This window comes from Methanofollis fontis, assembly GCF_004297185.1.
Taxonomy (GTDB): domain Archaea; phylum Halobacteriota; class Methanomicrobia; order Methanomicrobiales; family Methanofollaceae; genus Methanofollis; species Methanofollis fontis.
This window is the reverse complement of the sequence record NZ_PGCL01000002.1, coordinates 517,818-539,934: the sequence shown is the minus strand read 5'-3', so window position 1 is coordinate 539,934 and position 22,117 is coordinate 517,818. Positions and strand designations below refer to the sequence as shown.

Here is a 22,117-nt window from a genome sequence, read left to right as displayed (position 1 = left end):
CCCCGATGCCGAAGGTTCGTTCATCGGAGGGGCATATCTTTGAGTGGGACCGCTCCAAGATCGTCGCCCAGATCGAGAAGGAGACCCGTCTTGTTGAGGAGTTCTATGGGTATTCCGGTGCCAGCCGCGAGGAGTCCGAGGAGATCGCCAGGACCGTGGAGGAGCGGATCCTGAAACTGGGTCTGCGCTCCCTCTCCGGTCCGCTCATCCGTGAGATCGTGAACATGACCTTCCTTGAGCGCGGGATGGTCGAGTACAGGAATGTCTGCACACGCGTCGGCACCCCTGTCTTTGACGCCCACCTCATTGATGTGGGTCGGGGTTTTGAGGCCCACGACAACGCCAACCTCCAGGAGAACGCCGAGACCTCCCATAAAAAGAAGGCCGACAAGATCAGCAAGGAGCAGTACCTCCTCCAGCTCCCGCCCGACCTCGCAGACCGCCACCTGGCGGGCGACCTCCATATCCATGACCTCGAATACTTTGGTTCACGCCCGTTCTGTCTGGACGGCGGCACAATCGTTCCTTTCCGTCATTCAGGGCGTCATCGGACAATCCGACTTGACGAACTGCCTCTTGAGGGGGAGGAATATCGCCCGGACGCTCTTGAGGCCCTCACCCCGGGCGGATATCGGCGGGTATGCAAGGTCACCCGGCGTCCTGTTGCGGAGGGTGAGATGCTCTGTATCCGTACCGCCACCGGAAAGAGCATTCGTGTTACCGGCGAGCACCGGATCCCGGTCCTGGTCGATGGGGCGATGCAGATCAAAAAGGCCGCCGATATCGGTGCGGGTGACGTGCTCTACGGGACGGATAGAGATCAACAGATCCGGGGGCCGTCGGTCTCCTCGATCGACCTGATCCGGGAATTCTCCCGATCGGTGCCTGCAGACCTCCTGGATACGGTCTGGGTTCGGGGCGCTCGCCCGTTGTTCGAGCGGATCTCGGAGATGGAGGGAAGTTTTGCCGGCATATCCCGTGCCCTCGGCGTCGCACATAAAAAGGACTGGTTCACCCGCGGGAGCATGCCTCTCACGCTCTTCAGGGCCTTTTCCGAACACTATGGTATTGAGGAGTATGGAGATCTCAGGATCGGCGTCGCCGGCAGCGAGCACGAACTCCCTGCTGTCATGCCGGTGACCCCTGCCCTCTGCCGTCTTCTCGGATTCTTTGTATCGGAAGGGAACTATGATGTTGTCCCTGGCAGCACCTACAACCTCGCCATCACCGAGAATCATCAGTCGGGGGCGATCATCAACGATGTCGGAACGGCGCTCGGAGGCTATGCGACCCTCTCCGGCGGCACACCTGATGTGACCGAGATCTATGGCGCCCGTGTTGAGCACAACCGTGCGATGCAGGTCTATTTCGGCGGGAAACTGGGCTGGCTCCTCTTCAGATATGTCTTTGCCGTACCGGAGGGAGCTGAAAACAAGCGCCTCCCCTGGATTGTCTGGCACCTTGACGATGCCCTCCAGAGAGAGTTCCTGTCGGCACTCTTCACCGGCGACGGTTCTGTGTATTACAGACCGGAGAAATCTGATTGTATTGTCAATTACACCACCGCCTCGCCCGCCCTCAGGCAGGAAATCTCCCTCCTGCTCTCTTCGTTCGGGATCCGGTCGCATATTCTCGATCTCTATTCGGATGATGCTCGCACGACACTCTACCGCATCCAGTTCAATGGTTCTGCAAACATCAGGACCTTTGCCCGAATTGCACGCTTCCTGGATGAGCGGCAGGATCACCTCGATCGGTTCTGTGCCGCTGTACAACCGATGGGGCGTGCACACCGGGGAGAGGAGGTCGTTACCGTCGATGAGGCGGTTCCTTCCGGTGAATGGGTCTATGATCTCTTTCTTGAGGGGGACGGTTCAGAGGAAAGTCATACATTTTTCGCCTCCGATGGGCTTCTCGTGCATAACTGTCAAGATTGGGACCTCCGTTACTTCTTTTACTACGGCCTGATGCCGGACGGCAACGGCACGAAGGCGAGCGTGGCCGGACCGGCAAAGCGTCCAGAGGTTGCGGTCCTCCATGCGGTCAAGGCCCTCGGAAGCGCCCAGACCAACTTCGCCGGCGGGCAGGGATATTACAACTTCCTCACCTTCATTGCCCCCTTCTTTGAGGGGATGGCGTATGAGGAGATCAGGCAGCTGATGCAGATGTTCGTCTATGAGATGACCCAGATGATGGTGGCGCGTGGCGGTCAGCTGGTCTTCTCCTCGGTGCAGCTCTCTCCCGGCGTCCCGAGCCTCTGGCGGGACAAGCCCTGTGTCTACAAGGGGAAGGTCTGGGACGGGACGCAGGCACCGAAACGGACCTACGGGGAGTTCGAACGGGAGGTCCGCCTGCTCTTCCGGGCAATGATGGAGGTGATGCTCGAGGGCGACGCCTGGGGCAAACCCTTCTCCTTCCCGAAACCCGAGATATCCATCGAACCCGACTTCATGGACGAGGACGAGGAGTTCAACCGCCAGCACCCCGACCTCCCCACCTACCAGGACCTTTACCTCCTCACCTTTGAGCTCGCCTCCAAGTTCGGCACCCCCTACTACGACAACCAGCTCCCGCCCTATCGGGGGGCAGGGAACGGGATTTCGTGCTATCAATGCTGTGCGTATCAATTTTCCGCAACCTTCGACAAGGACTCGGAGTTTGAGGACAAACTCTATTTCAGGGACGGCAGGCATTTCTCGATGGGTTCGTGGCAGGTGGTCTCGATCAACTGTCCGAGGGCGTCGTTCAGGGCTGAAGGTGACGACCAGCGCCTGTTTGCTGAGTTGAAGGCATTGATGGATGTGGCCGTCGAGGTGTTCACGATCAAGCGGCGCTGGATGGAGACGATCCGCACCAATGGGCGGATGCCCTTTGCCATGCAGCGCCCGAAGGATCCCAACACCGGGGAGCGGGGTGAGGTGGCGGTCGACCTCGAGGGCCTCGTCTACACGATCGGTGTGGTCGGCGTCAATGAGATGGTCCAGCACCATACCGGCAGTCAGCTCCACGAATCAAAAGATTCGTTCAGGCTGGCGGTGCGGGCGATGACCGAGCTGGAGCTGTATGCCCGTGATATCAGCGCCCGCACCGGCATGACGATCGCGCTGGCGCGCACACCGGCCGAGACGACCGGTCAGCGTTTCTCTGTCGCCGACATGATCGACGAGCGCTTCAGGGATGCGGCCCTCAGCGTGATGAAGGGCGATGTCGAGACAGCAGTCGCCGACTGCGGCACCACCCGGGATCTGCCGGTGTATTACACCAACGGCACCCATGTGGCGCCGGGCGCCGACGTCCCCCTCACAAAGCGGATGGAGATCGAGCATGTCTTCTTCCCGATCGTCGATGGTGGCAACATCTTCCATATCTGGCTCGGCGAAGCCAGACCCGATCCCAGGGGGCTCTATGACATGGCGATGAACCTCTGCAGAAAGACCCAGATTGGCTACTTCGCCTTCACCCGAGACCTCACGGTCTCCCTCAGGCGCTTCAAGGACTATCGGGGCGGCCGCAAGGTGCCCGGCCATCTGGAGACCGACACCCCGGCCGGTGTACGGACATGAGCGACCGCCGCATTCTTGCCGTGGACGTCGGGAGGGGAACACAGGACATCCTGATCTATGATCCCGATATCCCGGCAGAAAACTCCTTCAGGCTCGTCCTCCCCTCCCCGACCGTCATCGTCGGGAATGCGATCCGGAGCGCCGCACAGGTCGGTCGGCCCGTCCACCTGGAGGGGACGTGCATGGGCGGCGGTGGAAGCGTCTCTGCGGTGATGGCGGCGATCGGTGCCGGTCTTTCGGTGACGGCGTCTCCTGAGGCCGCACCGACCATCCACGACGATCCTGAACGGGTGCAGAGGATGGGCGTCAGGGTCACGGACGAACCGGCTGCAGGTGCGATGCGGGTGCGGACCGGCGACTATATGGAGGAGGAGATCCGGACGGCCCTCTCACTGTTCGGCGTCACCTATCCTGAACAGGTGGCGGTGGCGGTGCAGGACCATGGATACTCGCCGAAGGTCTCCAACCGCCTCCACCGCTTCGAAGTCTTCAGGGATCTCCTCGAGTCCGGAGACCGGGACCTCTATGCCCTCGCCCCCGACCCCCCCCATCCCTCGATGACCAGGATGCAGGCAGTGCTCTCCGGCGCCCCCGGAGCGCTCGTCACCGACACCGGTCCGGCGGCGGCGATCGGCGCCCTCCTGGATCCCTGGGTTGCAGAACGGGCAGGAGGCGGCATTACCATTGTGAATGCCGGCAACGGTCACACCCTCTGTTTCACCCTCCGTGGCACCTGCGTCTGCGGGATGTTTGAGCACCACACCGCCGCACTCGATACACCGACACTGAAGGGGCTCATCCGCCGTCTTCAGGAGGGAACGCTCACGAACCGGGAGGTCTTCGATGACGGTGGGCACGGCGCCGCCATGTATGAAGCGGTTGGACAGACGCCGGTTGCCGTCACCGGACCGAACCGGCGTCGTCTCCTCCCTGATGCATGGCAGGCGGCTGCATATGGAGACATGATGCTTACCGGGAGTTTTGGACTAGTGGAAATCTGGAAAAAAAGAAGGGACGGATGACAGAAATTGGAATAACGGGTTTGTGGTAACGCCTGTTTCAATTATCTTATATAGTATGGTGCGAAAATACTCAGCTACTGCTATATCCGGTGTCCTGAACCATGAATCCCCAGGAAAAACCCGTTATTCTGATAGTCGAGGATGATGCCATCCTCTCGACCCTCACGAAGACCATGCTCACGCGGATGGGATATGAGGTGAGCGGATGCGAATCGAATGTTCAGGATGCCTTCAAGCATGTGGTTCAGTATGCCCCTGATCTCGTGCTGATGGATATCAATCTCGGAACGAAGTTCGACGGTATCGACGGTGCAAATTACATCTATCACAGTTTCAATACGCCGGTCGTCTTCCTGACCGGGAACATCGATATGGAGGTTCTTGAACGGGCAAAGAGTGCGGAACCGTTCGGCTACGTCACAAAACCCTTCACCAAGGAGGGGATCTGCGCCACAATCGAGGTTGCTTACAACGCTTTTCTGATGAATAATCCTGAAATGAGTAAAAATCGTCGGAAAGTGCTGGATAAGATGGCAAGCGATGACGCCTATATCCTGATCAATGAGACGGGGACGATCATCTTCATGAACCCCTATGCCGAGCGGATCACCGGTGCGTCGTACGCAAAGGCCTTTCTGGTCAATATCGTGCACGTCCTGACGATGAAGGACCGGCAGTCGCCGGTGCGGTTCGGGAAGGCGACACTCCTCCAGGACCTCCTGACCGCCGCCATGCTCAAACAGACCTATACCGTCACCGTCACCTCAAGAAGCGGCAAGACCAAAAATGCCCGGTTGACGGTGTCGCAGATCAAGGACCGGCAGGACCGGGGCATCGGTTATATCGTCGGCCTTGAGGAGATTCTCGGCCGGATGATGATGTAAATATACCGTTCCGGGTGTGTGGAAACAGCCTCTAATCCGGCCGGAAAAGGTTTATTCTGCTGCTCCTCCTGCTTTTGCTCCCTGAGCGCCCTCCTCTTTTTGCGTCTCAGATCCCGAACCTCGCCACCTCCCCGATGCCCCAGGGATAGACCTGCCGGAACCCTGTCTCTCCCTCCTCCCTCTCCTGATCCTCGGGCTCAAGCATGGCGTTCACGCTGACCGCATAGAAATGGATCGGGATGGTGAGGGCACGGTTATGGATCTCGTGGAAGGTGCTGATCGGCAGGAGTATCTCATAGATTTCCTGTTCGATCCGGAGCGCTTCATCCGATCGCTCTTCGATATCACGTATATTGCGAATCCTGTCGGCCTTTGTGACGACGAAACCGTACGCCCGCTCACTGCCCAGGAGGTCCATCACCTGTGTATAGTATCCGAAGAGGGATGTCAGTCGCTGCCTCCCGGTGGTATGGAAGTGCACGATATCATCACCGTCGATGAGAAACAGGATTCTGGTTGCGGTCTCTGCCCTCCGGAAGATGCAGGCGGTGACGACAGCGTCCATGATCCCGGCAATATCTGATGCGTGCCGTTCTTTCAGCTGTTTCATATAGTCGAACCCACCGATATGGGCGATGATCTCTGCCGGTTCGGTCCCGATTCCCCCTGCGATGGTCTCGACGGCGGCAGCAAAGCCGGCGGAATCATCGATCGAGGCGGCATGAGATCCCGCATAATCGACGATGCCTGTCTCTACCGGGATGACCCCGTATTTTTTTCCGGAAAACCGATATATCGCAAGGTCGGTGCCCCGGGTGGGGGGTGGCAGGTGTCCGCTCTCGAGACCTGAGATGAGGTGCTCTATCCGCATCGTCTCCTCCTGCCCCTCTCCGCTGAGGATCACGCTCCGTCTGGTCCCGGCGTATTCGCCCACAATATAGGTGTAGAGGGCGACCATGAGCAGCGTCTTGCCCGAACCCGTCGGACCGATCATGAAGATCTCGGAGGGGCGGATCTGTGGTCCCATCCTGCGTACAAACAGCGCCATAATGAAGAGGAGGGCGCACCCGCCCGCCACCAGGAGGGGGGGACTGGACAGGATCAGCAGAATGGTGGAGATGGCACATGTTGCGAAGAGCAGCATGAACATCAGGCGGATTGATTCAGCCAGGGTATCAAAGCGGTTCTGGACGAGGGTGAGAGCTGTTGCGGTCAGTGCTGCAAGGATCCCTGCGGCAACGGCTGGAATAGCCGGATCAGCTGAACGGATGAGATAGACGGCGGCGATGGGCGTGATAAGGGCAAGCAGGTTCGTCCCGTGTTTTCTCGCCTGCCCTTCTATCATGAGTCCGCAGACGCCCGGGACCAGAAATCCGATGAAAAAGCCGATCGGGTAGGAGAGGAATGGATGCAGGGGTCCGGACACTGCATCCGGCACCACCAGCAGCAGGGCGATCGAGAGGGCGAGACCGGTGGCTGCGATTCCCCCTTCAAGGGCCAGACGCTCCCGGTCCCTCACCCTCATCTCTGCAGTGCCTCCCTGATCCCCCTGACAGTGTAGAGGCCGAGCACCGATTCAGATACATTTTCTCCCTTTTTCTCGCGGTTGGAGAGTTGTCCGGCTTCCCTGAGGTCCATCAGTCTGGTTCTGGTGATGTATTCGCCGTCATGCATCCTGATGACATGATGGAGGATGTTGTCCCGGTTTCTCTCATAGATCTCCCAGTATCCGCCGCCTGCGATGAGGGGGGATATGTTGTCCAGGAACCCCGCGGCGGCAACGAACGTCAGGGTGATCTCCCATGGTCGGGCATATTGATGGGTGACCAGACGGGAATCATTGATGTTCCGCAGGGCCAGGGTGTCGTTGATATCCCGTCTCATCTCGTCGCCGACCCGGGAGCTGGTGATGGCCCGGGAGAGATACTCGGAGGGCGAGGCGATCACCAGACCGACCTTGCCGAAGTTCCAGCGCTCGGTGGCGGTGATCGGGATCAGCAGGTTATGGATGCCGAGCTTGTAGTTGTCAAGGAGGTGCTTGTAGGCGGTTGCGACCTCTGAGAGAAGTTTATCGAGTTCTCGCTGCCCGTTCTCGTCCCAGTCCAGGTCCCGAAGCGATGATCCCTCGTGGAGAAGGGAGAGGATCCGCGGATTGATCTCGCCAAAACGTGTGGTATACAGTCCTTTGGTTGTTTTGCCGCGTGATTTGCCGTGTTCGGAGATCTCGACAAGAGTCGCCAGGAAGATCCGGGCGTTCCGGTTGCTCTCCCTGCGGGAGGGGAAGGTCTCGTCCGCCACGTCCTCGGTCCTCTCCAGGGCGTTTTTGTAGGAGGAGCGCTCCTTCAGCCGTGCAGCAAGGTCGCCGGATTCCTTCTCCACTGCTGCATACCGCTCTGCATACTCCTCCTGCCCGAGCAGGGCGTCGATCAGCCGCTCCCTCAGTGTATTTCGGATCCGGCCCCGTTCCGCCTCCTCGAAGATGGTCGCCAGTTCCCCGGCGTCCCCGGCATCGACGGTGCCGAACACCTCGTCGAGGATCCGTCTCCTGATATCCTCCGCCCGTCTGTGCAGGCTGCGGCTCAGGAAATCTCCGGGCATCTCCAGTTCGAAGGGCGCATTGATGACGAGGTTCCAGTAGCGGGCATTTGCCTTGATCGACTCCTCGCTCTCGCGTTTGAGCGCTTCGAATTTTTTCCGTTCCCGTGCCGGTCGTTTGTTGATGATCCCCACAATCTTCGACCCGATACCGCCGGCATCGATCCGCCGGATGCGCATATCATAAAAGGAAAAGAGGGCGATCGTCTCGACGAGTTCGTTCAGGCCGTCGAGGTCCTCGTCGATCTCGTGGGAGAGCGCCGAAATTTCGCGCTGGATATCTGGCACCCCGGCGGCGGCGAGCCAGGTGTTCCGGTCGCCCCCTCTGACCCGTTTTTCCCTGAGGTCTACGATAGCGGTATTGATCGCCTGCTGAATCTCCGGTTCTGCCGATTCGGCGGTGTGTGCCTTTTCCTTCAGGGTGACGTACTGGTCGAGCATCACGTCTGTGCCGGCAAGCACCTGATCCGCCTTCTCGCCGATCCGATTGCGTTGTTCCTGTAATTTTTCCGTCTCCGCCCGCCTGTCCTGAAGGGCACCCTCCAGCGTTCGGATCTCCTCCGTCACCTCCTTTCTGGCGGCGGCGATGTCCCTGATGAACGGGGCCATCTCCTCCCTCCCCTTCAGCGTCTCCATGAGTGCGGTGTGAAGGGCCTCGTCCTCGACCGCTGCAATCCGTTTCATGATCCTGGCCGTTGTTTCGAGGGCGTGGAAGGTCTCGGGCAGGAGCCTGAAGAGTTTCCGGTCGATCTCGTCCTTCAACTCCTCTTCCTTCACCGCCTGCGAGAAGGTCGCCACCTTTGCGATGAAATCGGCGAGGTCGTCAAAGGTCCTGACGGCATCGGGTCTGAGTTCGGCAGGAATATTGTTCTCGATGAAGAACTCGACGGCGACGGTGGTCTGGTACTGGAGCAAACCGCCTATCTCATTTTTCCAGACCTTTTCGACGGTGGCATACTCCTTTTTTATGTAATCGAACTCGCTCCGTGTTGGCGGTGCCTCCCGCTTCAGTCCGATCTCATCCATCAGGTCGCCGACAGCGCCGTTCAGCCGTTTTCTGTGTGCGGTCATCTCCTCCATCGCCCCGATGATCCGCTCGTAGCTGCCCTTCAGACTCCTGAGCTCCTCGACCGGGTAGGTGATCACGTGCGCATCCGCACACATGAACGATGTGAAGGGTTTTTTTGCGTCACCGATGTTGATGTCGCCCTTTTCGAGGTGGAGGACGTTGGTGAATATGGAGGGGAAGACCGCATCGAACTCGTGCACCTCCACACGCGCCTCCTCGCCCTTCTTATAGCCGGTGGGGCCCAGTGAGGTGAGCACGATGTAGTTGAAGAGACGCTCGTTCTGGTTGAGATACTCGAGTTCGGTCAGGGCGACGGCGGCGTTCAGCTGCTCCTTCTCCCCCTCCATCGTGGTCGGGAGGACGACAAATAGCCATATCTGGGCTGTTTCCCCGCGCTGACCTCTGATATACCGGGCGAGATCGATGAACATCCCCGACCCTGTCCCGCCGCCGAGACCGACGACGATGGCAGTCGTTCCCATCGTGGAGAACATCGGAAAACCGCTCGCCTGCCCTTCGTTGATCACCTTGTACAGGATGGCCTTGGAGATCGCCCGTCGCCGGTGGACCCCACCCCCGAAATCGTCGATAATGAAGGGATCAATCGTCCGGAGTTCGTCGAAACGCAGTCCCTCTTCGGACGGATCGTTCAGCCACCAGACGGTTGCTCCCGGTTCGGCCTTGGCCCCCTTGATCTTCTCAGCGATCTCCGCCCCGGCAAGGTCCGAGACCTGACTGATATTCGCCAGGTTGGGGAGATAGAGGGCGTCATATTCGACGTTTCCCCGTCCCCCGAGTGTTTCGACACGTTCAAGCACTTCGTCGCGCTGTTTTTCGTCCTGGAATCGCTCGTTGGCATCGGTGTCCATCGTATAGATTCGCAGATGCCTGCTGGCGGCGGAATAGTGCTGTAGGAACCACTCCATTCTGCAGATTTCGCCGACCATTTTTTTCCCGCACCCGCCAAGCCCGCAGATCGTCAGGTCCAGGGGGAGCTGGAGTGATGCCCCTGACCGCCGTTCACCATTCATTCTTCGCCACCCCCGATCTCCCGTCCGCCGATCCAGATCCCCGCGATCAGTGCTGCGATCGCCGTCACCACAATGCCGGCCGCCGCCCAGATGATCGGGATCCCATCTTCCCGCCCGAGTTCATAGTTGGCGAGGGTGTTTGCCTCATTCACCAGCCCCTTCTCAAAGATCTCCTGGAGATAGGACCGCATGAAGGGATCGTCGATCCTGTTCAGTTTGTCCCTGAATGTATCGATGGTCTCGACCCTGATCGAGAAGAGGCGGGTGTCGCTCTCGGTCAGGGTGTTGCCGTCGTCATCGGTGAACCGGACCCGATAATAGGTATAACCGCTCCGTTTCGGGTCGAAGGTCGTGAGCACGACCGCCCCGCACTGCGTGATCTCTGTGACCGCCGGCACCTGACCCTGAAGGCGAACACTCATCGGACCGCTGCCCGGAGGGACGGGGAGATTGAGGGGCGTTGTATTGGTGGCGTTCCCCCCCTCTGCGGGTACAAAGAGCGGGACGTCGCCGAATCGGAGCAGGTCGGTGTCGAGATGGAGCATATCTGCTGCCGGCGGGATCCCGGAGAGCGTGATGGTAAAGTCGATGAGTTCGCCCTCAACCACTTCTTCAGGGACGTCCCCATCGATTTCGACCTGCAGCGCCGCCGCACCTGCGGGCAGGCAGACGAGCACGATGCACAGGATCAGCAATCTGTACAGGGCGCCGGCTGAACTCCCCGCCACTGCGGTCTTCCGTATATTCCTCTCGGTCCGGACCATACCCCAGAGAGGGATCTCATAAATAAAATAATTTCTATATTGTTGGATATATTGTGTGCCGTGAATGGCCCATCCCGTCTGTCATTGTTCTCTGATCCCCTCAAACCCATCCGCACAATGGCCTCTTTCCTGCCTGCCCCCCGCTCCATCGATGCCGAGCACCGAAAAGAGGCGCGGCGCCGCCCCCGCCATCCAGAACCCCATGATCGCCGCCTGGAGATAGGTGGCGGCGAGTCCGAGCGTTCCGTGGCTGGATGTGGTGAGAGGAGCGGTGCAGACCCAGATCAGGATGCCTGCGGGCATCCCGACGGCGAGTCGCGCCAGTCGCCTCCTGATGCTCCCCCCGGCAGAGAATCTGCCTCGTTCCCATGCCGCCCCCGCCCCGATTCCCGGGAGGATCCCGGCAAGTGAGATGACGACAGAGAGATTGTAGGGGTTGATGACGACCTCTGCCGGAAGGCCAGAGCCGGTGGTCGCCGTCTCGATCCATTCCGGCGGGAGGGGTGCGCCGTATGTGGAGAGGGCCAGCGCCGGGACGAGGATGAGGAGGGAGGCCCCGATGGCGCACCCGGTCTGGACCGCCGGATGGAGCGCTGCAATGGCGCCCGAGTAGCGGCGTTCGAGTGTGATGAATGCGATGAGGACTACGGCACCGATCGTCCAGCCCGCGATGACGTCTGAAGGGAAATGGACGCCGGCCAGAACGCGGGAAAAACCGGTGAACAGGATGATCAGGACTGCTACGGCGGAAAACCAGTGGCGTTTTACCCGGGCGGCGATATAGCCCCAGAAACAGACGGCACTCTGGGCATGGCCTGAGGGCATCGAGAAGGTCGGATGGGTGGTGAGGGTGCGCACCTCCGTGCTCACCCAGTAGGGCCTCGGCGTATGGAAGAGGAGTTTGAGCGTGCCATTCAGCCCGCCCGAGAGGGCGATCAGAACACCGAGACGGAGCCCGAGGCGCGGGCTGACGCACCACCAGATCGTCGGCAGGGCGATGAAAAAGAAGAGCGGCATGCCGGTGAAGGTGAAAAGGTCCATGAGCGGTGTCAGCCAGATCAGGTGCGCCTGCACAAACAGCACGGCACCGATCTCAGTCTGGAGGGTGTCCATCTGATCCGATGGTTTGGGGGGATTGGCTGATAGCCGTTCCCGTTCTCGATCGGGGTAGCGGGGCCGCACCTCTCCGGTGTTCCATCAGGTCCGGGTTATGGCGGGCCGCCCCCATCCCCCTCCCTTGCGCCCCACCATCCCATCTGTTTCAGGATGGCGGTGAGGAGGAGATCGGTCGCCACGATCACGGATGCGGTCACGATCACCACAACAACCGTATCCGGCCAGACCGATCGGATGAACCGGTTCGCACCCAGACCGGCGATCACGGCGACGAAGAGGACTGTCATCTCTTTTCCCGGACGCTTGACCATATGATCGATATTTGGTGCCGGGAGAAAAAAAGGGTGCTTTGCTCCCGCATGCCCGTGTTTCCGGATCCCTCCCTATCCGACAAAACGCAGGCTGATGGTATACCATTCTTCGGCGGACGATGGGGGGTCGAACCGCCCGGTCAGATATGCCGAAAACCGGTGGGTGCCTGGTTCAAACGCCTCAACCGTCCACTCCCGCCACCCCGGTGTGCGCCGTTCGTCCACGACCACCAGTCCGTCCGAGAGATCGGTCTGCCACTCATCGCCGGTCGAGGGATCTTCGGGGAGGCGGATCGTCACCTGACCGCCCAGTGCGACGGCGACCTCTGTGCCGTTCTCCTCCACTCCGACCGTCACGCTCTCCGGCGCCCCGGTGCATCCGGCGGTGATCGCCGCTGCCATCAGGAACAGACAGATCCATGCCTTCATGCGGGGGCATATGCTTTTCCCCCTTCAAAGCCCTTTTTGCCACTCACACCGATATGGAGATGATGTTCGCGCCCGGTAAAGATCCGATGAAATACCGTTTTGCAGACAGAATGTTCTCGGTGCCTGAATCCTTTATTGGAGAACTGTTCCGGGTTTCAAATCTGCCCGGGATCATCTCCTTTGCCGGCGGACTGCCGGACGCCTCCCTCATCGATCTCGACGGCATCGCCCGTGCCGCCCGGGAGGTGCTGGAGGAGGAGGGGCGGGCCGCCCTGCAGTACTCGACGACAGATGGACACCTCCCGCTGAGGGAGTTCATCGCCGCGAGATATCGGCGCCGTCTCGGCATTCAGGTGGACCCTGATGAGATCCAGATCGTGAACGGTTCGCAGCAGTGCCTTGATCTGACCGCCAAGATCTTTCTCAACCCCGGCGACGTCGTCGGCATGGAGCGTCCCGGCTATCTGGGTGCGATCGAGGCCTTTTCCCTGTATCAACCCGAGATCTGCACCGTCCCCCTCATCGAAGGGGGGCCTGACCCGGCGGCGTTCGCCTCCCTCATCAGGGAGCGCGCCCCGAAGTTCTTCTACGGGATCCCGAACTCCCAGAACCCCTCGGGCGCCACCTACTCCGACGAACGGAGGCGTGAGATTGCGGAGATCCTGGACGGAAGCGGGACGGTTTTTTATGAGGACGATGCCTTCGGCGACCTCTTCTTCGACGGGCGCCCCCGTCCCCCGGTGAAGCGCTACCTCCCGGACGGCACCATGCTCTCCGGTTCGTTCTCGAAGATCGTCGCTCCCGGCATGCGCATTGGCTGGATCTGCGCTCCCGAACCCGTGCTCCGGCAGTTCAATGTGGCAAAGGGGGCGGCCGACCTCCACTCCAACCTGCTCTGCCAGATGATCCTCCACCGCTATCTCTCGACGGCCGATCTCGACGCCCATGTCCGCCGTGTCGCCGGGATTTACGGAGAACGCTGTCGCCTGATGTGCGACCTCATCGACGACATCTTTCCGCCGGGCGTCGGCCGCACCTCGCCGGAGGGGGGGATGTTCATGATGCTCTTCCTCCCTGACGGTGTCGGATCGATGGCGGTCTTCAGGGAAGGCGTCCGGCAGGGTGTGGCGGTGCTTCCCGATGCCCCCTTCCATGCGGACGGCGGCGGGGGGAATGCCGTCAGGCTGAACTTCTCGAATGCGGACACCACGTCCATCAGGGAGGGGATGGAGCGCCTGGCCCGCGTGGTCAGGTCTCTGCTCTAATTCTCCCCTCTGTTCATTGAGGCGCGCTCTTTATTGCCTGTGGAGGTCATGGACTCATCCTGAAGGGGGGACAGGATCCATGGAGCAGAAGAAAGGGACCTATATCCGGGAGCGGATAGCCTGCACTGCCCTTGAACGGGCGAAATTGTCGCTGATGAACCCGGCAGTGATTGAGGCGAAGGCCGAAGAGCGGACGATCGATGAGACGGCAAAACCGCTCCTGAAACTATCCCTGGAGGAGGGGATAGAGACGGTCTGGGATCGCTTTGAACAGCAGCAACCGCCGTGCCGGTTCTGTGCATCCGGCGTGTCATGCAACCGCTGTGCCATGGGGCCGTGCCGGATCATACCTGAACACAATCGTCTCCGGGGTGTCTGCGGTGCCGATGCCGACCTGATTGTGGCGCGCAACCTGCTGGATATGATCGCTACCGGTGCGGCGGCGCACTCCGACCACGGCCGCGAGATCGTGGAGACGCTCCATAAAACGGCCACCGGTGAAGCCGCCGGCTATATGATCAGTGACCCCGGAAAACTCCGGCGGATCGCAGGCGAGTACGGAATCGATGGCGCTGGCCGGGACGATCTCTCAGTTGCTGCCGACGTGTCCCTTGCCATGCTCGAGGAATACGGGACGATCAAGAACGAGATCTGTTTCACGCGCCGTGCACCCGACGCCACTCGCCAGGTCTGGGACGAGGCCGGGATCATGCCGAGGAGCGTGGACCGTGAGATCGTGGAGGCGATGCACCGCGTCCAGATGGGTGTTGGTGCGGATTATGCAAATATTCTGGTCCACGGTCTCCGGACCTCCCTCGGCGACGGCTGGGGGGGTTCCCTGATGGCGACCGACACCTCGGACATCCTGTTCGGGACACCCGATCTGAACACCTCCCATGTCAACCTCGCCGTATTGAAGGACGACCGGGTGAACATCGCCCTGCACGGGCACAATCCAGTGCTCTCGGAGATGGTCGTCCGGGCAGCGGGAGAGCCGGAAATGCTCGATCTGGCCCGGGAAGCCGGGGCCGACGGGATCAACCTGGTCGGTCTCTGCTGCACCGGCAACGAACTCCTGATGCGGAAAGGGATTCCGCAGGCGGGCAACCATCTCAACCAGGAATTGATCATCGCAACGGGCGCACTGGAGGTGATGATCATCGATTACCAGTGCATCTTCCCCTCCCTGCCCCGCACGGCAAGCTGTTATCATACCCGGATCGTTTCCACAAGCCCGAAGTCCCGTGTGCCGGGGTCCCTCTATTTCCCGTTCTACCCGGAGTCGGCGCTGGAGACGGCCCGGGAGATCGTCAGACTCGGCATCGAGGCCTTCCCGGAGCGCGACCCCGCCCGCGTGCTCATCCCCGGACAACCTGTTGAGGCGATGACCGGGTTTTCGGTGGAGGCGATCGGACGACACTTCGGTGGATTTAGCCCTCTCGTCGATGCCATCGCAGAAGGATCGGTGCTGGGCGTCGCCGGGGTCGTCGGCTGCAACAACCCGAAGGTGCGCCATGACGAGGGGCATGTCACCCTGACACGAGAGTTGATCCGGCGCGGCATCCTGGTGGCGGAGACCGGGTGCGCCGCCATCGCCGCCGGGAAGGCGGGACTGTTACGGCCGGAGGCGGCAGACATGGCAGCGCCCGGGCTTGCTAACGTCTGCAGGGCATTTGGCATCCCGCCCGTCCTCCATATGGGCTCCTGCGTGGATTGCTCCCGTATTCTGGTACTGGCCGCGGGACTGGCCCGGGAGATCGGCGTCGGCATCCACCGTCTCCCGATCGCCGGGGCGGCGCCTGAGTGGTATTCCCAGAAAGCGGTCTCCATCGCCTCGTATTTTGTAGCGTCCGGTGTCTATACGGTGCTTGGCGTGATGCCAAAGATCACCGGCAGCCCTGCGGTCGTCGACCTGCTCACCCGGGGACTGGACGGTCTTGTCCATGCGACCTTTGCCGTTGAGCCCGATCCGGTGCGGGCGGCGGACCTCATCGAGGCGCATATCAAGGAGAAACGGAGCGGGCTCGGGATCTGATATGGCAGGAAAACAGGAGATCCGGAAGGCCGCAGATGCCCTGAAGGATGTGCGGGGGACAGTCGACGGGGGGCTGAGGGTTGTGATCACCGGCAAGGGAGGCGTGGGCAAGACGACGATCACCGCCCTCCTTGCCCATCTTCTTGCCCGAGCAGGGGAGAGAGTGCTTGCCGTGGACGCCGACCCCCAGGAGAATCTTGCGTATGCGCTTGGCTGTCCTGAATCCGATGTAATTGTGCCGCTGTCCGAAAACGCCTCATACATCGAGGAGAAGGTCGGGGCGCGGCCGGGCGGGTGGGGGGGCATGCTCACCCTCAACCCCGACGTCGATGACGCCGTCGATCGGTTCGGGATCCGGTTCTCTGACCGCCTCACCCTGCTGGTGATGGGTACGGTGGGCCGCGCCGGGAGCGGGTGCCTCTGCCCGGAAAACGCCCTTCTTGGAGGACTGGTCCGCTCGATCGCCCTCGGAGACGGCGATGCCGTCCTCCTCGATACGCAGGCCGGTGTGGAGCATTTCGGACGGGCGCTCGCCCACGGCTTTTCCGATGCGGTCGTGGTCGCCGATCCCTCGTATAACGCCATATCCGTCGCCCGGCATGCGGCAGAACTGGCAGACGGTCTGGGGATCCCTGCGGTTCACCTCGTCGTGAACCGGGTGAGGGACAACATCGAGCGTGAACGGGCGGAACGGTTGATCGGTTCTGCCGTGTGCTTCACATCGGTCGTCTGGCTCCCGTATGACGATTCCGTCCGCCTGACCGAACCCGATGTTTCTTCATTGCTCGGGGGTGATTCCGCATTCCTCCGGGGTGTCCGGGATCTCTCGGTGCGCCTCAGGGATCACCGCTGTGAATGATGGAGAAAGCGTCTCACCCGCTCCTCGCCGCCCCTCCGAATCTCCAGGTGGGCGCGGGCATGGCAGTGCTCGCAGAGGCTGACAAGATTCCCCGGGTCGTCGTGGGAGGGGTCGCCGTCGATATGGTGCACATGGAGGTGATCTCCCTTGCCGCAGACGACGCACTGTCCCCCGTCCCGATCAACGATCTCCCGCCGCAGGCGTTTCCATGCCGGGAGGGCGTATTTCTCCCGCACCGTGATCCGGCGGGAATAGCGCCTGCACCTCAGCCTCCCCCCTCCCCGGTCGGCATGGGGGCAGTGGATGCAGAGGCCGATATACCCGTTGAGGGCAGGACGCTCCCTGCAGAGGGGCGGTCCGGATGGGTCGAATGAGGAGAGGCAGATCTGGATGGAGGTCGTCATGGTTCGGCAGGTAATGTACAGCGGCGTTTGACCTGCGCCTGTATAAGGATTGGTATTAAGGTCTCCTTCAACCGCAGTTCTCGACCGATGTGGGCCTGATTGTTCTCCTGCGCTGTCGAATGCCCTGGGACCAGCATGTATTTCTTCCTTAACGGCTACTCATCACCTTGATTTTATGCGACGGGCTGACAGGGAGATTACAGATCAGGCTGAACTGGAAATGGCCCTGAATGAGGCGGTTTATGCCACATTCGCCCTCTGTGGCGATGACGGACCCTATGCCGTACCTCTGAACTTTGCCCATCACTGTGGGGCCATATATATCCATTCGGCCCTTGAAGGCAGGAAGGTGGAGATCCTCAGAGAAAACCCTGTGGTCGGTTTTAGTGCGGTCGTCGGTGCAGAACTCCTCCCTGCTGAGACACCGTGTGGCTGGGGGATGCGTTACCATAGCGTGTGCGGTACAGGGACGGCCGAGATGATCGATGATTCCGCGGAAAAGGCACGGGCGCTGAACCTGATCATGGCGAAGTACTCTGGACGGGGAGGCCATGCTTTCACAGAAGAGGTCCTCGCCATGGTCTGCGTTTTCAGAATCAGGATCATCGGCATGACCGGGAAGCGAGTGGGCTGACGAAGCACTTTTTACTATGAGGATCGGCCCTGAGTGGTCATGGATCTCTCCGGGTGGCTGTGTCAGGTGTGGGTGTTCTTCATCGAATTTTTCATCATCTATACGGTGTTTGGCATCCTGATCACACCGCTCGGCGCTGCAGCCGTCGGTATGGGGGGCGAGTGGTGGGACAGTGCGCTTGCGGCAGCCCTGTATGCCGCTCCGGGTCCGTCCGATCCCGTCGGTCTGGTGAAAAATGGCGTATGGGCGCTGGTTTCGACGTTCATCGCCCTGATCCTTATGGGGCGTCCTGGTGCGGCGGAGGGGTGAGGGGCATGCCTCCCCCTATCTTTATCCGCTCCCTCGCCCCATCTCCCCATCGCCATGTCCGGGTTCGCCGCCCTGCTCCTCACGGTCGCCGGTCTCTGCCTCTTCGAGACGATCAGCTCCATCGACAACGCCATCATCAACGCCGAGGTGCTCGGGACGATGGGGGAGCGTGCAAGGCGCTGGTTCCTGCTCTGGGGCCTTCTTTTTGCGGTCTTTGTTGTTCGAGGCGTCCTGCCGTGGTTGATCGTCTGGGCGACCACCCCCGTCCTCGGGCCGGTGGGGGCGCTCACCGCCACCTTCTCAGACGACCCCGCGGTCTCGGCGGCGATCGAAGATTCCGCTCCCGTGCTGCTCATCGGTGGCGGGACTTTTCTCATCTTTCTCTTTCTCCACTGGCTCTTTCTTGAACCCAAACACTTCGGGCTGCGGGGTGAGCACTATTTTGCCGGAAAGGGCGTCTGGTTCTATGCGGCGGTCTCGATCGTCCTCGCTACAATTGTCTGGTTTGCCCTCGGCATGCGTCCCCTCATGGCATTCGGGGCGGTGATGGGTTCGACGGCGTTTTTCATCGTTCAGGGATTCAGGATGAACGCCGATGCAAAGGAACAGCAGCTCAAGACCCGGCACCTCTCCGACATCAGCAAGATCTTTTACCTTGAGGTGATCGACGCCACCTTCTCCATCGACGGGGTGCTCGGCGCCTTCGCCTTCACGCTCTCGGTGCCGCTGATCATTCTGGGCAACGGACTCGGCGCCGTCGTCGTCCGCGAACTGACGATCAGGAATATCGAAGAGATCAGGAAATATGTCTACCTGAAGAACGGGGCGATGTACTCCATCCTCTGCCTGGGGATGATCATGCTCCTGGACTCCTTCGGCGTTCACATCCCCTCATGGCTTTCGCCGGTGATCACCTTTGCCGTCGTCGGATATTTCCTCTGGAAATCCTTCCGCTTCTCCCGGTATATGGGACAGCGGCGCTCGGCATGAAGGGGAGCGGTGGGCTGCTATCCGCGCCGTTTCCCGGATGCCGACCGGACCGCTGCGGCAAGGGCGTCCGCATCGTCCGAACCGAAAAGAAGGCATCTGCCATCTGACAGCCTGAAGAGGACGCCCCGGTTTCCGCCGGTGGTGTACGCCCACCCGTGCCGCCCCCGGCGGATCCCCCATCCGCCGTACTCCCGCAACGGCGAGTAGGTGATCGGCCTGTATTCCTCCGTCTCCTCCCAGCCAATCCGGCGGAAAGAGAGGTGAAGCGGGAAAAAACGGTAATATAAACCGTCGGTCCGCACTTCAAGGGTGAGGGTGAGCACGATGAAAAAGAGTGGGAAGAGTATACCGAAGACGATGAATATCAGGGTTGCCGCCCAGTCCGGCGCCGGGTTGGGGCCGAACGCCCTGCCCAGGATCAACTGTTGCACTGCCATCCACCATGAGATGGCGGTGATCACCAGCAGGATCGCCCAGACCCAGACCTGCCGGAAATGCTGGACTTCTCGGTAAAACACCTCGTTCATGGCACGTACTCTCCTGAACACATCTTCATCAGTTCCCCTTTCCTTTTAAAATGCATTCGGGTGCCGGCCCGGAGACTTCCCTGTCTGCTCACTCTCCTCGCCTCCTGCCTCGATATAACCCGGTCCCGGACCCGCATCCCCGACCCGGTAGCAGTCGGCGTTCGGCGGTATCGTGCTCCCGGGTGGGTGCCGCCACCCTATGCGCTCCGTCCTCATTGCCGGTAATCGTTCACCCTTACAACTTCGGTTTCCACGCCGAGGTCGTGAAAAATCGTTTCCGCCTTCCGGATCAGCGCCTCCGTATTCGAGACTGCCGGTGGGTACGGTGCAGTTCGGAAACGGTGCTGAGAGTCCCATGTGCCCGATGGTGGTCCATCGGTGTAAATAACGTCGCTAAAAAAGGATTCAGAAGTCCTCGTCATCCTGGACGAGCTGGACATCGGAGATGTCATGCTGCCTGGATGCGAGCCTCTTTGCCTTAAAAATGTTCTTTCCTTCCTTGCCGATAGCAAGCCCGCGATCCTCTGCCCTGACGTCGACATGGGCGATCTTCTCGCCGTCTCCGTCTGTCGAGAACGAGATCGAGGTGACCTGCGCCGGAAGGAAACAGTTCTTCAGAAACTGCTCGGCATCGGATGAATATTCGACAACCTCGATACGCTTGCCGAAGGTGTCTGATGCCTTCTTGATTGTCACACCCTTCTTCCCGATTGCAAGGCCCATGTCACCAGGATTGATCACGAAGATGATACGGTCGTTCCGCTCGTCGACGATACAGTCCCGGCTCCCGGCACCGGTCATGTTCTCGAACTGGGAGATCAGCCGCATGCAGTCTTCGGTTAACGTTATCTCTGCCATTTAGGCCCTCTTGATGCTGAGAATGTCCGACTCGCCCGGTTCGACGATGGCAAGCGCACTCACGACATGCGGGCGACCGCATGCCTTTCCGAGCTGCATGCCTGAACCGTCAAAGACATAGGATGAAACATCTTCCCGTGCGAGCAGCACCTCTTTGAATGCTGCGGGGCAGTTCTGTGCAATTACAACAAGCTGGGCCTTTCCGGCATTGACACATTCTTCGGTTGAATTCTGTCCAAGGAAGACCTTTCCGGTTTTTATGGCTCTTCTCAAAGACTCGTTAAAGTCCATATCAATTCTCCTGGTTTATGGGTTTGGCGATCAGCCTGATATCCCCGGTGCCGAGTTGAATCGGCTGGCCGACAATGACGTTTTCCGTCACGCCGTTGAGAATATCGGTTTCATTTGCGACCGCCGCGTCGAGGAGGTGGTTTACCGTCACCTCAAAGGCGGCACGGGAGAGCACACTCTCTTTTTCGCCTGCAATACCGTGCCGGCCGATCTGCTTGACCTCGCCGTCCATACACATCATATCCGCAATGAGCATGATGTGCCGGACATCGACCGAGATACCCTGCTCGCCGAGGGTGCTCTTCATCTCATCGATGATGGCGTTTCTGGCGGCTTCGATCCCGAGGATCTGAGATATCTCATTGATATTGTTGGTGCGGGTACGGGTGGTGTCGACACCTTCGACCTCGAACACGTCCTTTAGGTTGGAGCCTTCAGTATAAAGTATATACTCTCCACCCTCTTTCCGGACGACCACCCGCTCGATGTCGTCGATCCCCTGAACAATGACATTCCGGACATGATCCGCCAGCTGGAAGAGGTTCTGGTAGGTTTCGTTCTTGGGGGTGAAGATGAGGTTTCCGGTGTGTTCATCGGAATCCGATTCGAAATCCCTGTAATGACGTTTTTCACGGATCTTCTGGGGTGCACGCTCCATGATCTCGGCCATCGGGATCTTCCGCTTGTCGCAGACCTCTTTCTTCAGGTGCATCACCACCTGCATGTTCGCCATGTCGGTGACGATATCCCCGAACTCGTGGAGGGGGGCCGCCTCGATCTGCCATGAGACCTCACGGGCGCGGTCGCGGTCACTGCTGTACTCGGGCTCGAGATGGATCGTCATCGTCGGTGTGGATGGTTCCTTGCGGGCGTCCATGATCTCGATCAGACGGGGCAGACCGAGGGTGACGTTGATCTCGGCCACACCGGCATAATGGAAGGTACGCATCGTCATCTGCGTGCCCGGTTCACCCAGCGACTGGGCGGCAACAATACCGCATGCCTCGCAGGGTTCGATCCGTGTACGTCTGTACTCTTCCTGCACCCCGTTCATGATCAGGGAGAACTGCTCGTCCGAGACCTCTCTGCTCTCAAGGCTGTTTATCAGCTCGTTCTTGGTCGCCTCAGGGAGGTCGGTCGCATGGATCGCGGCCAGCATTG

At 60.2% G+C, this 22,117-nt stretch carries 21 protein-coding genes; 9 read left to right on the top strand and 12 right to left on the bottom strand.

Annotated elements, in window-relative coordinates:
* Positions 1-5 precede the first annotated feature (5 nt).
* The 3 genes from nrdD (at position 6) to CUJ86_RS06515 (ending at position 5,469) form a co-directional block, all read left to right on the top strand.
* Complete coding sequence (gene nrdD / locus CUJ86_RS06525; protein ID WP_235855605.1) at positions 6-3,563, top strand: anaerobic ribonucleoside-triphosphate reductase; 3,558 nt, start codon at positions 6-8, stop codon at positions 3,561-3,563.
* Entirely contained in the window at positions 3,560-4,585 is a 1,026-nt protein-coding gene (locus CUJ86_RS06520; RefSeq protein WP_130646745.1) for a DUF1786 domain-containing protein, read from the top strand. The genes nrdD and CUJ86_RS06520 overlap by 4 nt, the downstream gene beginning before the upstream one ends.
* Before the next feature lie 101 nt (positions 4,586-4,686).
* Positions 4,687-5,469 carry an ATP-binding response regulator gene (locus tag CUJ86_RS06515; protein ID WP_130646744.1) on the top strand — a complete coding sequence of 261 codons (783 nt, stop codon included), beginning with the start codon at positions 4,687-4,689 and terminating at the stop codon, positions 5,467-5,469.
* A gap of 106 nt (positions 5,470-5,575) precedes the next feature.
* Here the strand turns inward: CUJ86_RS06515 and CUJ86_RS06510 are convergent, their stop codons facing one another.
* The 6 genes from CUJ86_RS06510 to CUJ86_RS06485 form a co-directional block, all read right to left on the bottom strand.
* A complete protein-coding gene (locus CUJ86_RS06510) occupies positions 5,576-6,994 on the bottom strand; it encodes a hypothetical protein (RefSeq protein ID WP_130646743.1) in 1,419 nt (472 codons plus the stop codon).
* Positions 6,991-10,164: a tubulin-like doman-containing protein gene (locus CUJ86_RS06505; protein WP_130646742.1), complete on the bottom strand. Its 3,174-nt coding sequence runs from the start codon at positions 10,162-10,164 to the stop codon at positions 6,991-6,993. The genes CUJ86_RS06510 and CUJ86_RS06505 overlap by 4 nt, the downstream gene beginning before the upstream one ends.
* Positions 10,161-10,928, bottom strand: coding sequence for a hypothetical protein (locus tag CUJ86_RS06500; protein ID WP_130646741.1), 768 nt, complete (start codon positions 10,926-10,928; stop codon positions 10,161-10,163). Before CUJ86_RS06500 ends, CUJ86_RS06505 begins: the two co-directional genes overlap by 4 nt.
* 81 nt (positions 10,929-11,009) lie before the next feature.
* Positions 11,010-12,041 (bottom strand): phosphatase PAP2 family protein, encoded by a 1,032-nt coding sequence (locus CUJ86_RS06495; RefSeq protein WP_130646740.1) that lies wholly within the window; start codon positions 12,039-12,041, stop codon positions 11,010-11,012.
* 95 nt (positions 12,042-12,136) lie between these two features.
* Positions 12,137-12,355, bottom strand: coding sequence for a hypothetical protein (locus tag CUJ86_RS06490; protein ID WP_130646739.1), 219 nt, complete (start codon positions 12,353-12,355; stop codon positions 12,137-12,139).
* Between the two features lie 72 nt (positions 12,356-12,427).
* Complete coding sequence (locus CUJ86_RS06485) at positions 12,428-12,784, bottom strand: protease inhibitor I42 family protein (protein ID WP_130646738.1); 357 nt, start codon at positions 12,782-12,784, stop codon at positions 12,428-12,430.
* A gap of 86 nt (positions 12,785-12,870) precedes the next feature.
* On the opposite strand from CUJ86_RS06485, the gene CUJ86_RS06480 reads away from it, so the two are divergent.
* From CUJ86_RS06480 to CUJ86_RS06470, 3 genes are all read left to right on the top strand, one after another.
* Complete coding sequence (locus CUJ86_RS06480) at positions 12,871-14,049, top strand: aminotransferase-like domain-containing protein (RefSeq protein ID WP_130646852.1); 1,179 nt, start codon at positions 12,871-12,873, stop codon at positions 14,047-14,049.
* A gap of 79 nt (positions 14,050-14,128) precedes the next feature.
* Complete coding sequence (cooS, locus tag CUJ86_RS06475) at positions 14,129-16,084, top strand: anaerobic carbon-monoxide dehydrogenase catalytic subunit (RefSeq protein ID WP_130646737.1); 1,956 nt, start codon at positions 14,129-14,131, stop codon at positions 16,082-16,084.
* Between the two features lies 1 nt (position 16,085).
* On the top strand, positions 16,086-16,943 hold the full coding sequence (locus CUJ86_RS06470; protein ID WP_130646736.1) for an ATP-binding protein: 858 nt from the start codon (positions 16,086-16,088) through the stop codon (positions 16,941-16,943).
* On the opposite strand, the gene CUJ86_RS06465 is transcribed toward CUJ86_RS06470, so the two are convergent.
* On the bottom strand, positions 16,928-17,347 hold the full coding sequence (locus tag CUJ86_RS06465; RefSeq protein ID WP_130646735.1) for an HNH endonuclease: 420 nt from the start codon (positions 17,345-17,347) through the stop codon (positions 16,928-16,930). The genes CUJ86_RS06470 and CUJ86_RS06465 overlap by 16 nt on opposite strands.
* Before the next feature lie 175 nt (positions 17,348-17,522).
* On the opposite strand from CUJ86_RS06465, the gene CUJ86_RS06460 reads away from it, so the two are divergent.
* Genes CUJ86_RS06460 through CUJ86_RS06450 form a run of 3 tightly spaced genes read left to right on the top strand, consistent with a single transcriptional unit; the run spans position 17,523 to position 19,280 of the window.
* Positions 17,523-17,981 (top strand): pyridoxamine 5'-phosphate oxidase family protein, encoded by a 459-nt coding sequence (locus CUJ86_RS06460; RefSeq protein WP_130646734.1) that lies wholly within the window; start codon positions 17,523-17,525, stop codon positions 17,979-17,981.
* A gap of 39 nt (positions 17,982-18,020) precedes the next feature.
* Positions 18,021-18,290: a hypothetical protein gene (locus CUJ86_RS06455; RefSeq protein ID WP_130646733.1), complete on the top strand. Its 270-nt coding sequence runs from the start codon at positions 18,021-18,023 to the stop codon at positions 18,288-18,290.
* A 54-nt stretch (positions 18,291-18,344) separates the two neighbouring features.
* Complete coding sequence (locus CUJ86_RS06450) at positions 18,345-19,280, top strand: DUF475 domain-containing protein (protein ID WP_130646732.1); 936 nt, start codon at positions 18,345-18,347, stop codon at positions 19,278-19,280.
* 17 nt (positions 19,281-19,297) lie between these two features.
* On the opposite strand, the gene CUJ86_RS06445 is transcribed toward CUJ86_RS06450, so the two are convergent.
* The 5 genes from CUJ86_RS06445 to rpoA2 all read right to left on the bottom strand — a co-directional run bounded on the left by CUJ86_RS06445 (position 19,298) and on the right by rpoA2 (position 22,115).
* A complete protein-coding gene (locus tag CUJ86_RS06445) occupies positions 19,298-19,807 on the bottom strand; it encodes a DUF6141 family protein (RefSeq protein ID WP_130646731.1) in 510 nt (169 codons plus the stop codon).
* A gap of 45 nt (positions 19,808-19,852) precedes the next feature.
* The gene (locus tag CUJ86_RS06440) at positions 19,853-20,023 is read right to left on the bottom strand and encodes a hypothetical protein (protein WP_207231386.1); all 171 of its coding nucleotides are present in this window, start codon (positions 20,021-20,023) and stop codon (positions 19,853-19,855) included.
* A 189-nt stretch (positions 20,024-20,212) separates the two neighbouring features.
* Positions 20,213-20,665, bottom strand: coding sequence for a NusA-like transcription termination signal-binding factor (locus tag CUJ86_RS06435; RefSeq protein WP_130646730.1), 453 nt, complete (start codon positions 20,663-20,665; stop codon positions 20,213-20,215).
* Entirely contained in the window at positions 20,666-20,956 is a 291-nt protein-coding gene (locus tag CUJ86_RS06430; protein WP_130646729.1) for a 50S ribosomal protein L30e, read from the bottom strand.
* A 1-nt stretch (position 20,957) separates the two neighbouring features.
* Positions 20,958-22,115 carry a DNA-directed RNA polymerase subunit A'' gene (rpoA2, locus tag CUJ86_RS06425; RefSeq protein WP_449405506.1) on the bottom strand — a complete coding sequence of 386 codons (1,158 nt, stop codon included), beginning with the start codon at positions 22,113-22,115 and terminating at the stop codon, positions 20,958-20,960.
* Positions 22,116-22,117 lie beyond the last annotated feature (2 nt).

Excerpts from the sequence above, each read along its gene's own strand:
- nrdD (WP_235855605.1), top strand. The coding sequence starts at position 6 with ATGCCGAAGGTTCGTTCATCGGAGGGGCATATCTTTGAGTGGGACCGC.
- CUJ86_RS06520 (WP_130646745.1), top strand. The coding sequence starts at position 3,560 with ATGAGCGACCGCCGCATTCTTGCCGTGGACGTCGGGAGGGGAACACAG.
- CUJ86_RS06515 (WP_130646744.1), top strand. The coding sequence starts at position 4,687 with ATGAATCCCCAGGAAAAACCCGTTATTCTGATAGTCGAGGATGATGCC.
- CUJ86_RS06510 (WP_130646743.1), bottom strand. The coding sequence starts at position 6,994 with ATGAGGGTGAGGGACCGGGAGCGTCTGGCCCTTGAAGGGGGAATCGCA.
- CUJ86_RS06505 (WP_130646742.1), bottom strand. The coding sequence starts at position 10,164 with ATGAATGGTGAACGGCGGTCAGGGGCATCACTCCAGCTCCCCCTGGAC.
- CUJ86_RS06500 (WP_130646741.1), bottom strand. The coding sequence starts at position 10,928 with ATGGTCCGGACCGAGAGGAATATACGGAAGACCGCAGTGGCGGGGAGT.
- CUJ86_RS06495 (WP_130646740.1), bottom strand. The coding sequence starts at position 12,041 with ATGGACACCCTCCAGACTGAGATCGGTGCCGTGCTGTTTGTGCAGGCG.
- CUJ86_RS06490 (WP_130646739.1), bottom strand. The coding sequence starts at position 12,355 with ATGGTCAAGCGTCCGGGAAAAGAGATGACAGTCCTCTTCGTCGCCGTG.
- CUJ86_RS06485 (WP_130646738.1), bottom strand. The coding sequence starts at position 12,784 with ATGAAGGCATGGATCTGTCTGTTCCTGATGGCAGCGGCGATCACCGCC.
- CUJ86_RS06480 (WP_130646852.1), top strand. The coding sequence starts at position 12,871 with ATGAAATACCGTTTTGCAGACAGAATGTTCTCGGTGCCTGAATCCTTT.
- cooS (WP_130646737.1), top strand. The coding sequence starts at position 14,129 with ATGGAGCAGAAGAAAGGGACCTATATCCGGGAGCGGATAGCCTGCACT.
- CUJ86_RS06470 (WP_130646736.1), top strand. The coding sequence starts at position 16,086 with ATGGCAGGAAAACAGGAGATCCGGAAGGCCGCAGATGCCCTGAAGGAT.
- CUJ86_RS06465 (WP_130646735.1), bottom strand. The coding sequence starts at position 17,347 with ATGACGACCTCCATCCAGATCTGCCTCTCCTCATTCGACCCATCCGGA.
- CUJ86_RS06460 (WP_130646734.1), top strand. The coding sequence starts at position 17,523 with ATGCGACGGGCTGACAGGGAGATTACAGATCAGGCTGAACTGGAAATG.
- CUJ86_RS06455 (WP_130646733.1), top strand. The coding sequence starts at position 18,021 with ATGGATCTCTCCGGGTGGCTGTGTCAGGTGTGGGTGTTCTTCATCGAA.
- CUJ86_RS06450 (WP_130646732.1), top strand. The coding sequence starts at position 18,345 with ATGTCCGGGTTCGCCGCCCTGCTCCTCACGGTCGCCGGTCTCTGCCTC.
- CUJ86_RS06445 (WP_130646731.1), bottom strand. The coding sequence starts at position 19,807 with ATGAACGAGGTGTTTTACCGAGAAGTCCAGCATTTCCGGCAGGTCTGG.
- CUJ86_RS06440 (WP_207231386.1), bottom strand. The coding sequence starts at position 20,023 with ATGAGGACGGAGCGCATAGGGTGGCGGCACCCACCCGGGAGCACGATA.
- CUJ86_RS06435 (WP_130646730.1), bottom strand. The coding sequence starts at position 20,665 with ATGGCAGAGATAACGTTAACCGAAGACTGCATGCGGCTGATCTCCCAG.
- CUJ86_RS06430 (WP_130646729.1), bottom strand. The coding sequence starts at position 20,956 with ATGGACTTTAACGAGTCTTTGAGAAGAGCCATAAAAACCGGAAAGGTC.
- rpoA2 (WP_449405506.1), bottom strand. The coding sequence starts at position 22,115 with ATGCTGGCCGCGATCCATGCGACCGACCTCCCTGAGGCGACCAAGAAC.